At 67.3% G+C, this 12036-nt stretch carries 11 protein-coding genes, 1 tRNA gene and 1 pseudogene; 9 read left to right on the forward strand and 4 right to left on the reverse strand.

Going from position 1 to position 12036, the window contains the following annotated elements; all coding sequences use genetic code 11:
• The 8 genes and pseudogenes from VGZ23_14865 to VGZ23_14900 form a co-directional block, all read left to right on the forward strand.
• Positions 1-306 (forward strand): NAD-binding protein (locus tag VGZ23_14865; protein ID HEV2358873.1); only part of this gene is annotated, 306 nt, incomplete at its 5' end.
• A 2-nt stretch (positions 307-308) separates the two neighbouring features.
• Positions 309-983, forward strand: coding sequence for a TrkA family potassium uptake protein (locus tag VGZ23_14870; protein HEV2358874.1), 675 nt, complete (start codon positions 309-311; stop codon positions 981-983).
• A 235-nt stretch (positions 984-1218) separates the two neighbouring features.
• Positions 1219-1302 carry a K(+)-transporting ATPase subunit F gene (gene kdpF / locus VGZ23_14875; GenBank protein HEV2358875.1) on the forward strand — a complete coding sequence of 28 codons (84 nt, stop codon included), beginning with the start codon at positions 1219-1221 and terminating at the stop codon, positions 1300-1302.
• Complete coding sequence (gene kdpA, locus VGZ23_14880) at positions 1299-3152, forward strand: potassium-transporting ATPase subunit KdpA (protein HEV2358876.1); 1854 nt, start codon at positions 1299-1301, stop codon at positions 3150-3152. Before kdpF ends, kdpA begins: the two co-directional genes overlap by 4 nt.
• A 47-nt stretch (positions 3153-3199) precedes the next feature.
• Complete coding sequence (gene kdpB / locus VGZ23_14885; protein ID HEV2358877.1) at positions 3200-5248, forward strand: potassium-transporting ATPase subunit KdpB; 2049 nt, start codon at positions 3200-3202, stop codon at positions 5246-5248.
• A gap of 16 nt (positions 5249-5264) precedes the next feature.
• Complete coding sequence (gene kdpC, locus VGZ23_14890) at positions 5265-5837, forward strand: potassium-transporting ATPase subunit KdpC (protein ID HEV2358878.1); 573 nt, start codon at positions 5265-5267, stop codon at positions 5835-5837.
• 51 nt (positions 5838-5888) lie between these two features.
• Positions 5889-8570, forward strand: coding sequence for a sensor histidine kinase KdpD (locus VGZ23_14895; GenBank protein HEV2358879.1), 2682 nt, complete (start codon positions 5889-5891; stop codon positions 8568-8570).
• Positions 8543-9233, forward strand: a pseudogene (locus VGZ23_14900) (response regulator). Before VGZ23_14895 ends, VGZ23_14900 begins: the two are co-directional and overlap by 28 nt.
• Before the next feature lie 44 nt (positions 9234-9277).
• On the opposite strand, the gene VGZ23_14905 reads toward VGZ23_14900, so the two are convergent.
• Positions 9278-9610 (reverse strand): hypothetical protein, encoded by a 333-nt coding sequence (locus tag VGZ23_14905; protein ID HEV2358880.1) that lies wholly within the window; start codon positions 9608-9610, stop codon positions 9278-9280.
• A gap of 367 nt (positions 9611-9977) precedes the next feature.
• Here VGZ23_14905 and VGZ23_14910 point away from each other — a divergent pair, with 367 nt between their 5' ends.
• On the forward strand, positions 9978-11573 hold the full coding sequence (locus VGZ23_14910) for a hypothetical protein (GenBank protein ID HEV2358881.1): 1596 nt from the start codon (positions 9978-9980) through the stop codon (positions 11571-11573).
• Positions 11574-11580: 7 nt separating this feature from the next.
• On the opposite strand, the gene VGZ23_14915 is transcribed toward VGZ23_14910, so the two are convergent.
• The 3 genes from VGZ23_14915 to tuf all read right to left on the reverse strand — a co-directional run.
• Positions 11581-11658 (reverse strand) — tRNA-Trp (locus VGZ23_14915).
• Between the two features lie 28 nt (positions 11659-11686).
• Entirely contained in the window at positions 11687-11839 is a 153-nt protein-coding gene (gene rpmG, locus VGZ23_14920; protein ID HEV2358882.1) for a 50S ribosomal protein L33, read from the reverse strand.
• A 67-nt stretch (positions 11840-11906) separates the two neighbouring features.
• A partial coding sequence (gene tuf / locus VGZ23_14925) for an elongation factor Tu (GenBank protein ID HEV2358883.1) occupies positions 11907-12036 on the reverse strand: 130 nt, incomplete at its 5' end.

Here is a 12036-nt window from a genome sequence, read left to right on the forward strand (position 1 = left end):
CTGCGCAAGGCCGGAATCGAACGCGCGGGCGGGTTCGCGGCGACCACCAACGGGGACAATAGCAACATCATGTCCGCGCAGATCGCTAAGATCAAGTTCAAGGTGCCGCGCGTCATCGCCCGTATCTACGATCCGCTCCGAGCCGAAGCGTACAAAGAGTTGGGGATTGACACAATCTCACCCACGCTGCTGGGGGCGGGGATGTGTCACGACTTCCTCATCGAACGACCGTGGCGGAGCGTCGAAGACTATCAGGCAGCGCACGTCGCCATGCTGCCCTCCGCGGGGCCCGAAAGGAGCCGGTAGCCATGTACGTCATCGTCGGGGGTGGCGGAAAAGTCGGGTACTATCTCACGAAAGCGCTGCGGGCCGCGGGTTGGGAAGTGACCATCATCGAGAAGACACGGCGGCGGTTCGATCTGCTGCAGGAGGAGTTCGGCGACTGCGCGCTCCTGGGGGACGCGTGCGAGGTCACGACGCTTGACCAAGCGGGGACGGCGCGCGCAGACCTGGTCGCGGCGGTCACCGGCGACGACGAAGACAATCTGGTAATCTGCCAGATGGCCAAGCGTCGGTTCAACGTGAAACGGGTCATCGCCCGGATCAACAACCCCAAGAACGAGGTCACGTTTCAACTCCTGGGCATCGACGAGACGGTCAGCTCGACGACCCTCATTTACCACCTGATCGAGCAGGAGGTGGAGGTGGCCGATGTGATTCCGCTCACCTCGCTGCGGCGGGGTCACCTGGAGATCGTCGAAGTGGCGCTCTCCGAGGGCTCGCCCGCGATCGACAAGAAGGTCCGGGACCTCCCGCTGCCCCACAGCTGCGCACTGGGGATCCTCGTCCGAGGAGAGGCGGCCGAAGTCATCCACGACGACACCCTCCTGCGCCCCGGCGACATCGTCCTGGCCATCATTCCCTCGGGAAGCGTTCAGGCCTTTCGCGAGGCGCTGCTGGGCCGGAGAGTTCCCACGGCCTGACGCCGCCTCGTGGCCCTGGAGCGAATTCACGAGTTATTAACACCATCAGCCCCCTTCGAAACACCCTCGTAACGTCGCCCTTGCTATCGTCTTGACCATGCTCGGCTGAGCTCATTTCGGTGTAGGAGCGCCCTCAAGTGGCGGACGTCCTCATCAACGGGTTGATGATCCTGCTGTTAGTCTCGACCCTCGTGTGGATCCCCGGGTTGACACGGCTCATGGGACGGTGACGGGCATGATCGTGCTCGCGAGCGTGCTCGCGGCCGGGCTCTTCATCTATCTGGTCTGCGCGCTGCTGAAGCCGGAGTGGTTTGTATGACCACGATCGGCGTGCTGCGCATTCTCCTCGTGCTCGCTGTGGTCTTCGCGCTGGTCCGGCCGCTCGGCGCCTACATGGCCCGCGTCTACATGAACGAACGGACCATGTTCGACCCGATCCTCCGTCCGCTGGAGCGGCTCTTCTACCGGTGGTCGGGCGTGGACCCCGACGAGGACATGTCGTGGCAGACGTATTCGATCGCGATCCTGCTGTTTACGTTCGCCGGCATGCTGCTCCTCTACGCGTTTCAGCGGCTGCAGGCCGTCCTGCCGTTCAATCCCATGAAGATGCCCGCCGTCTCCCCGGATCTCTCGCTCAATACCGCGGTCTCGTTCGCCACCAACACGAACTGGCAGAACTACGGCGGCGAGACGACCCTGGGGTACTTCGTGCAGATGGCGGGCCTCACGGTCAAGAACTTCGTCTCGGCCGCGGCCGGGCTCGCGGTGATGGTCGCCCTCTTCCGCGGCCTGACGCGCCGGCCTGCCCCCCAGTCCGCGCCGGGGGGCGCCGGGGGGTCGGCGCGGGCGATCGGAAACTTCTGGGTCGATCTCGTCCGGAGCAGCCTGTACATCCTGCTGCCGCTGTCGGTGGTGCTGGCGCTGCTGCTGGCGTCCCAGGGCGTCGTCGCGACCCTTTCGCCCTACAAGACCGCGACGCTCCTCGAGCCGGTGTCGTACGACGAGCCGGTCACCGACGCGAACGGGAAGCCGGTGCTCGACGCGCAGGGCCACCAGAAGACCAAGCCGGTGATGGTGACCGAGCAGGTGATCGCGGTCGGGCCGGCAGCGTCCCAGATCGCCATCAAGCAGCTCGGCACCAACGGCGGCGGCTTCTTCAACACGAACTCCTCGCACCCGTTCGAGAATCCAACCCCGTTTTCGGGCTTTCTCGAGTTGATCTCAATCCTGCTGTTGCCGGCCGCCGTCTGCTACACGTTCGGCAAGATGGTCGGCGACACGCGGCAGGGCTGGGCGATCCTCGCGGCGATGACGCTGATGTTCCTGCCGCTGCTCGTAGTAACCGAGTGGGCCGAGCAGGCCGGCAACCCGCTGATCGCGCATCTCGGGGTCGACCAACGGGCCGGCCCCGAGCAGCCCGGCGGCAACATGGAAGGCAAGGAGGTCCGGTTCGGGATCGCCGACTCCGCGCTGTGGGCGACCTCGACCACGGCCACCTCGAACGGCTCGGTCGACTCGATGCACGACTCGTACACGCCGCTCGGCGGCGCAGTACCGCTGATCATGATGCATCTCGGCGAGGTCGTGTACGGCGGCATCGGCGTCGGCCTGTACGACATGCTGATCGTCGTGATCCTCGCCGGGTTCGTCGCGGGGCTGATGGTGGGGCGCACGCCGGAGTATCTCGGCAAGAAGATCGAAGCCTTCGAGATGAAGATGGCGGCGGTCGTCGTGCTCGTCATGCCGACGATCGTGCTGATCGGCACGGCGCTCGCGGTGGCCACGCCCGCCGGCCGGGCCGGCGCCTCCAACCCAGGGCCGCACGGGTACAGCGAGATTCTCTACGCCTTCACCTCGATGGGCAACAACAACGGCAGCGCGTTCGCCGGCATCAACAGCAACACCCCGTTCTACAACGACGTGGGCGCCGTCGTGCTGTGGCTGGGGCGGTTTTGGGAGATCGTGCCGGTACTGGCGATCGCGGGCTCGATGGCCGCGAAGAAGATCGTGCCGGTCAGTCCCGGGACGCTGCCCACCCATACCGGTCAGTTCGTTGTTTGGCTTGCCGCCGTCACCGTGATCATCGGCGCCCTGAGCTTCCTGCCGGCGCTCGCGCTGGGGCCGATCGTCGAGCACTTCCTGCTCCAGGCCGGCACGGTGTTCAAGTGATGAGCGCGCAGAGCGCCCCGGTAGAAAACGAATTCGCGCGGACCGCGATGTTGTGGCGCACCGCGATTCGGGACTCCTTCCTGCGGCTCGACCCCCGGCAGCAGGTCCGCAATCCGGTGATGTTCGTCGTCGAGGTCACGGGCATCCTGACGACGATCCTGTTCTTCCAGGCCCTCTTCGGCCGGGGCGAGGCGCCGGCGCCGTTCATCGGCAGCGTGTCCGCCTGGCTGTGGTTCACCGTGGTGTTCGCGAACTTTGCCGAGGCGCTGGCCGAGGGCCGCGGCAAGGCGCAGGCGGAGGCCCTTCGGCGGGCCCGCCGCGATACGCCGGCCAAACGGCTCAAGCGGCCGGAGCGCGGGGCGCCCTACGAGACGGTCTCCTCCACGACGCTCCGCAAAGGGGACGTGGTGCTCGTCGAGACCGGCGACATCATCCCGGGCGACGGCGAGGTCATCCAGGGCATCGCGTCCGTGGACGAGAGCGCGGTGACAGGGGAGAGCGCGCCGGTGATCCGCGAGTCCGGCGGGGACCGGAGCGCCGTCACGGGGAGCACGCGGGTGTTGTCCGACTGGCTCCTCGTGCGCATCACGGCGAACCCCGGCGAGGGTTTTATCGACCGGATGATCGCCCTCATCGAAGGGGCGCGGCGCCAAAAGACGCCCAATGAAATCGCCCTCAACATCCTCCTGGCGGGGTTTACCATCCTGTTCCTCGTCGTCTGCGCCACCCTGCTGCCGTACTCGATCTACAGCGTCGGCGCGGCCGGCCGCGGCACGCCGGTGACGATCACCGTGCTGGTGGCGCTCCTCGTCTGTCTCATTCCGACGACGATCGGCGGCCTCCTGAGCGCGATCGGCATCGCCGGGATGGACCGCATGATCAGGCGGAACGTCATCGCCCTGTCCGGACGCGCGGTCGAGGCGGCGGGCGACGTCGATGTGCTCCTGCTCGACAAGACCGGCACGATCACGCTCGGCAACCGGCAGGCCGTCGAGTTCATTCCGGTCGATCACGCGAACGCGGAGGACCTCGCCGAAACCGCGCAACTCGCCTCGCTCGCCGACGAGACCCCCGAAGGCCGGAGCTGCGTGGTGCTGGCGAAGGACCAGTACGGCCTGCGCGGCCGCACGGTCGGCACCGGCCCGGACGCGCCGCAGGGCGCGCGGTTCGTGCCGTTTACGGCGCAGACGCGGATGAGCGGCGTCGACATGGACGGCCTGGTGGTCCGGAAGGGCGCGCCCGATGCGATCGTCGAGCACGTGCGATCGCTGGGCGGCGGCGTGCCCCCGGATCTCAACACGGTCGTGGAACGGATCGCGCGGTCCGGCGGCACGCCGCTTGCCGTCTCGCGCAACGACAAGATCCTCGGAGTCATCCATCTCAAGGACATCGTCAAAGGCGGCATCAAGGAGCGATTCATCCAGCTGCGGCGGATGGGTATCCGGACCGTGATGATCACCGGCGACAACCCGCTGACCGCGGCCGCGATCGCCGCCGAGGCCGGCGTCGACGATTTCCTCGCCCGGGCGAAGCCGGAGGACAAGCTCCGCCTGATCCGCGAGCAGCAGGCGGGCGGCCGGCTCGTCGCCATGACGGGCGACGGCACCAACGACGCACCCGCCCTGGCCCAGGCCGACGTGGCGGTGGCCATGAACACCGGCACCCAGCCCGCCCGCGAGGCCGCGAACATGATCGACCTCGACAGCAACCCCACCAAACTCATCGAGGTCGTCGAAATTGGCAAGCAGCTGCTGATGACGCGCGGGGCGCTCACCACGTTCAGCATCGCCAACGACGTCGCCAAATACTTCGCGATCATTCCCGCCGCCTTCGCCTCGACGTATCCGGCGCTCGGGGCGCTCAACTTCATGCGCCTCGCCACCCCGCAAAGCGCCATCTCGTCCGCGGTGATCTTCAACGCGCTCATCATCATCGCGCTGATTCCGCTGGCGCTGCGCGGCGTGCAGTACCGGCCGGCGGGCGCGGCCCGGATCCTGCGCGACAACCTCCTGGTCTACGGGCTAGGCGGGGTCATCGCCCCGTTTATCGGGATCAAGCTGATCGACATGATCCTCGGCGTGCTGGGCCTGCGGTAGAAGGGAGCATGAGCGCATGAGGCGGCAGGTGTACCGGTCGGTTATGATGACGGTGCTCTCCACGATCGTGTTCGGCCTGCTCTACCCACTGGCGATGACCGGCCTGGCCCAGGTGCTGTTCCCGCGGCAGGCGAACGGCAGCCTCATCGTCGAGGGGGGCCGCGTGGTCGGCTCGACGCTGATCGGCCAGCCGTTTTCCGACCCCAAGTACTTCTGGGGACGGCCGTCGGCGACGTCGCCGTTCCCGGACAACGCCGCGGCATCGAGCGGCTCGAACCTGGGGCCGACCAACCAGGCGCTGCTCGACGCGGTGAAGCAGCGCATCGACGACCTCCGGAAGGCGGATCCCGGCAACACGGCGCCGGTTCCGGTGGACCTCGTGACCGCCTCCGCCAGCGGGCTGGACCCCGACATCAGCCCCGCCGCGGCGCAGTACCAGGCCGCCCGTGTGGCGCGCGTCCGGCACATGCCGCTCGACACGGTCGACCGCCTGATCCGGCAGCACACCGCGGGCCGCCAGTTCGGCGTCCTCGGTGAACCGCGCGTGAATGTGCTAGAGTTGAACCAAGGGCTGGATCGGATGAGGTGACCCCACATCGCGCACGCAGGCGAGGCAGCACGCCCGCGCCCTGAAGCCCTCCTGAAGGAAGCCGAGACTGAGGAGCGCCGGCAGCGCAAAGGCAGGCTGCGGATCTTCCTCGGCTACGCCGCGGGCGTGGGCAAGACGTATGCCATGCTGCTCGCGGCCCGCGAAGCGGAGGCCGAAGGGCGCCGCGTCGCGATCGCCTACGTCGAGACCCACAAGCGGCCGGAGACCGAAGCCCTCGTCCACGGTTTCACCGTGATTCCCCGCTGGCAGCTCGCCTACCGCGGCGTGACGCTCGAGGAGATGGATCTCGACGCCGTCCTCGGCGAGCACCCCGACCTGGCCGTGGTCGACGAGCTGGCCCACACCAACGCGCCCGGCTGCCGGCACGCGCGGCGATACCAGGACGCCCAGGAGCTCCTGGAGGCCGGCATCGACGTCTACACCACGCTCAACGTCCAGCACATCGAGAGCCTGAACGACATCGTCGCCCAGATCACGGGCATCACGGTGCGCGAGACGGTTCCCGACCAGATCCTCGAAGAGGCGGACGAGGTCGGGCTGGTCGACCTGCCGCCCGACGAGCTGATTCAACGCCTGCACGAGGGCAAGGTGTACGTCCCGGAGCAGGCCCAACGCGCGGTCGACAAATTCTTCCGTCCGGGCAACCTGACCGCGCTGCGCGAGATCGCGCTGCGGTATCTCGCCGGCCAGGTCGACCATCAAATGCGCGCCTACATGGAGGCGCACGCGATCGCGGGCCCGTGGCCGGCGGGCGAGCGGGTCCTGGTCTGCATCGACGCGGACCCGCTGGCCGAGCGGCTCGTCCGCACCGGACGGCGGATGGCCGCGGGGCTGGACGCCGAATGGATCGTGCTCCACGTCGAGACGCCCGAGTACGCGACGCTGCCGGAGGCGGCGCGCGACCGCATCGCGCGGACGCTGCGGCTCGCCGAGGAGCTTGGGGCGCGGACGGTGAGCGTGCCCGGGACGAGGGCGTCCGAGGAGATCATCCGGTACGCGAAGGCGCAAAACGTCTCCAAGATCCTGGTCGGGGTGTCGCACCATCCCCGATGGATCCAGCTGATCCACGGCTCGGTGGTCGACCGGATCGTGCGCGCGGCCGGCGATATCGACGTCTACGTGATCAGCTCGGCCGCGGAGCACACGCGCACGCCGGACGCGCCAGGCGAGCGGCCGGTCCTCTACGGCAAAGCGTATCTCTACGGCGCGGCGGTGATGGCGTTCGGGGTCCTGGTGGGCGCGCTGGTGCACGGGGTCTGGGCCCAGGCGAATCTGACGATGCTCTTCCTACTGGCCGTGGTCATCGTCGCCGTGCAGTGGGGCCGCGGACCGGCGACGCTCGCGGCCGCGATCAGCCTCGCCGCGTTCGCCTTCTTCTTCGGACCGCCGTCGTTTACATATACGGTGGCCGACTCGCAGTATTTGGTCACGGTGGCCGCCCTGCTCGTCGTCGGACTGGTGATCGGGACGCTGGCCAGCCGCACGCGGGAGCAGGCGCAGGCGGCCCGGAGCCGGGAGGCGTACATGGCGGCGCTGCACGCGTTGAGCGGGGAACTCGCCGCCACGAACGACCTCGACGCAATCTTGGGTCAGGTGAGCCGCCACATCGCGGCCACGTTCTGCCGGAGCGTCGCGATCTTCCTGCCGAAGAGCGATACGCTCGAACCAAGACTGGCGACCCCGGGCTTCCCGCTGACCGAGAATGAGCGGGCGGTCGCGGACTGGGCCTTCCGGCACGGCCACGCCGCGGGCTACGCCACGGACACGCTGCCGGCGGCCGCCGCCCGGTACATGCCGCTCAAGACCGCGCAGCGGGTCGTCGGCGTGCTCGGCGTGCAGCCGCCGGCGTTGGGACCGCGGCTCACCCCGGAGCAGCGGCGGCTTCTCGACGCCTTCGCCAGTCAGGCGGCGCTCGCGATCGAGCGGGTGGAGCTGGCGGAGGAGGCCCGCCGCGGCGACATCGCCCGTGAGACCGAACGGCTGCAGACGGCGCTGCTCAACTCGATCTCCCACGATCTGCGCACGCCGCTCGCGTCGATCACCGGGGCCCTGACGAGCCTGGCCGACCGCTCGGCCCCCGTGGACGACGCCGTCCGCCGCGAGTTGCTCCAAAACGCCAAGGAAGAGGCCGACCGGCTGAACCATCTCGTCGGGAGCCTGCTGGACATGAACCGCCTCGAGGCCGGGACGCTGCGGCTCCGGGTCGAACCCGGCGACGTCGAGGACCTGATCGGCGCGGCGCTCGCGCAGCTCGGCGAGACGGCCCAGCATCGGGACATCCGCGTGCGCCTCGAGCCGCATCTGCCGCCGGTGCCGATGGACTTCGCGCTGGTGACGCAGGCGCTCGTCAACATCCTCGACAACGCCATGCGGTACTCGCCGCCCGACGCCCCGATCGAGATCGAGGCGCGCCTGGCCGGCGATGAAGTGCAGATCCGGGTCGAAGACCGCGGTCTCGGGATTCCGCCCGGCGACGTGACCCGGGTCTTCGACAAGTTCTACCGCGTGCAGCACGACGGCGCCGGGCACGGCGCGGGGCTGGGGCTCGCCATCAGTCACGGCATCGTCGACGCGCACGGCGGCCGGATTTGGGCGGCGAACCGTCGGGACGGAGGCGCCGTCGTCGCCTTCGCGCTGCCGGTCCGGCTCCCGCAGCCGGCGGAACAGGGGGACCGCGCCTCAGGATGGGCGACGCCGTGCCGCGCGTCCTAGTCATCGACGACGAGCGGGCGATCCGGCGGTTTCTCAGGACGTCGCTGTCGGCGCAGCGCTATCGGCTCTTCGAGGCGGCCTCCGCGCGCGAAGGGCTGGAGGCCGCGGCGACGGTGCGTCCGGATCTGATCATCCTCGATCTCGGCCTGCCGGACCAGGACGGCGTCGAGGTCACCCGGCGCCTTCGCGAGTGGTCCAAGGCACCGATCCTCATCCTGTCGGTCCGCGGCCAGGACGCGGACAAGATCGCCGCGCTGGACGCCGGGGCCGACGACTACCTCACCAAGCCGTTCAGCATGGGCGAACTTCTCGCCCGCATGCGGGTCGCCATGCGACACGCCGCGCAGCCGGCGGACGAGCCGGTCATCACGGCCGGCGACCTGACCGTGGACGTGCCACACCATCACGGTTGGCGGCCGCGACGTCTCGCTGACGCCGGTCGAGTACACGCTGCTCAAGACACTCGCGGTGCACGCGGGGCGGGTCATGACCCACGGCCAGCTGCTCCGCGAGGTCTGGGGCCCGGGCTACCTCACCGACGGCAATCTGCTGCGGGTGAACGTCAGCAAACTCCGCCACAAGATTGAGCCGGATCCGGCCCGGCCGCGTTACATCGTGACGGAGCCCGGCGTCGGCTACCGGCTGCGCGTGCCGGCCTCCTGAACAGAGCGTTCTTCTCGGTCGGTTGTCGCCGTAGGGGCGCCGGGCTAGCCGGACAGTTCCGGTTCTTGAAGCACCACATCGACCGGACACTCGGCCATGCACTGAGCGACGGCGTCCCCCGCCTGCCGGAGCCTGACGACCAATTGCAGCGCTTCCGAATGCACCTGCCCCCGTTGCTGCATCCACCCAACCAGACCGTCCATCGCGGAACACAGATGGCCGAGGGCCGCGCGAATCTCTTCCTGAACCCCCACGCCCGGCATCTCCGCGCGGGGCCGCGCCGTCCCGCGAATCGCTCGAACGGCTCGAATCGTCTGGGCCAAGGCAAGATCCTGTTCATCCCAACTGGAGTAGAATCCACTTCCCGATGACGCCACGTTCTGGTCCTCCGCCACGATCGGTGCAAGATCTCTGTAAGATTGCCGCAAGATCGCCATAAGGGTCATTCGGGCACGGAGATTGTGGCGCCTGCTCAAAGTACAAATTGGTCAGCGCGAGAACAACGGAAAGGAACCGGGGGACTAGGACCGAAGTCCCGAGCAACACATGGGGATGCTGTGATTGCGACAGCCGGCGCCGGGTGCCTCCATTGCGCAACGGCCAGCACCAGGCAGGAACGCCGGGCTGCATATCTTGTCGCTGGCGCTCTACATTCTCTTCGCTTCGGCGTTGTTTGTGCGGGCCCTGTCTCACCCCGCCACGGCGTACGTTGGCGGGGGAACGGGTTTTGGGAGATCGGACCCGATGTCATTCATGTGGTTTCTCACGTGGACCCCGTACGCGCTTTCTCACCGATTGAACCCGCTACTCACGAATTGGATCTTCTCCGATTCCGGCGCCAACCTTGCCTGGAATACCGCGGTGCCCTTTGTCGGGCTCGTCGTGAGTCCGCTCACGTGGGCGTTGGGCCCCATCTTCTCGTATAATGCCGCGATGATACTGGGGATGGCTGCATCGGCATGGTCCGCCTACTACGCCGCCCTCCGGCTCTTCCGATGCCGGCCCTACGCGGCCGTGCTGGCAGGGGCCGTCTACGGCTTCTCCCCTTTTATGACGGCCCACGCCGTCGGTCACCCGCATTTGGTTATCGCCTTCACGCCGCCGCTGTTCTTATTGGTGCTGTACGACATCTTTGTCACCCAACAGCACGCGCCTTGGCTCAACGGCATGAAGCTGGCCTTCCTTACGCTCATCCAGTATTTCATCAACAGCGAAGGCCTGCTGATGAGTGTCTTCCTGGCCGCGGTCGGGACATGCCTGCTGCTGATTTCCCGCAGACGCGCTCTGTCACGAGGACAGGTAGTGTACGGGACCGAGAGTCTGCTCGTGGCCGGCATCATCGCCCTTCTGGTGCTGTCCTACCCGCTCTACCTGGCGTTCTTCGGACCCTGGCAGCCGTATCACCCGATTCACGAGTCAGCGGATATCTATGTGGCGGACTCGCTGAGTTTCATCCTTCCCACCTCGGTGCAGGCGCTTTCCACGGTCAGCACGCACATACTCACCTCGTTTTTTTCGGGAAACTTGGGGGAGTGGAACACATATCTCGGCCTCCCACTCATCATGCTGCTCGGGATCATCGCGTACATCAAGCGGGCGGACGGGAACGTCCGATTCCTTTCGGCCATCCTGCTGGCAACCGTGATATTTTCACTGGGACCATCCCTGCACGTCGCCGGACATTCGCTCAGCGCAATTCCCCTGCCGTGGCGGCTGGTGGAGCGCGTTCCGTTCTTGCGGGACGTCTTGACGACGCGATTCGGCCAGTATATCTACTTGTTCGCCGGGCTCATACTCGCCATCTATGTTTCCGACGATTCCGTGTCGCAGGCACGCCGGCTGGCGAGGCTTGCGGCGAGTCTCGCCGTTGTGGTCTTCCTGCTGCCGACAGTGCCGCTGCCTTACCCGGTCACCCACGCCGAGGTACCCGAGTTCTTTCGGCTCCCTCGCGCGCAACAGCATATCGAGTCCCCGGCCCTTATCGTACCGTTTTCAACGGAGGATCGCGCCACGGCGATGCTGTGGCAGGCCGAAGCCGGCCTCACGTTCAAGATGCCCGAGGGCTACGCCTTCGGGCAGGGGCGGGGGCCGTGGCCGGCGCCCACGCCGTTATCGGACGCGCTCATCGACATTGAAGATACCGGACACGCGCCGGCCGTCACGTCCGCATTTCGGGCGCAGATCATCGGTGTGTTGAAAAGACAGCGAATCAGGACGATCCTGTTGGGTCCATCCCCGCACGAGCACGACGCGTTGCGCTTCCTTGTCGAGGTGCTGGGTTGGACCCCGGACTCGGTGGATGGGGTGTTCATCTGGCGGCGGATCGACCGGCGACTTTGAGATTTGCTGGCAGGGGCGGAGGGATTTGAACCCCCGACCACTGGTTTTGGAGACCAGCGCTCTACCCGGACTGAGCTACGCCCCTACGTCCTGCCGAATCGAAAACGCCCTGCCTACCGGGTCTCGCGGTGCGTCGTGTGCTTGCGGCACCGCGGGCAGTACTTGGAGTGCTCGACCCGATCGGGTGTGTTCTTCTTGTTCTTTGTCTGCGTGTAATTCCGGCGCTTGCATTCATTACACGCCAGCGTGATAATGTCGCGCGGCATCGTCCTACCCCTTCCATCCCGTCGTCGTCATCGTATCACGAACCTGCGTCCCGGGCCGCGGTGGCCATTAGGCGAGGATCTTGGCGACCACGCCGGCCCCGACCGTCCGGCCGCCCTCCCGCACCGCGAACCGCTGCCCTTCCTCCAGCGCAATCGGGGTGATCAGCGCCCCCTCGATCGTCACGTTGTCCCCCGGC

Source organism: bacterium (assembly GCA_035945995.1).
Classification (GTDB): Bacteria; Sysuimicrobiota; Sysuimicrobiia; order Sysuimicrobiales; family Segetimicrobiaceae; genus DASSJF01.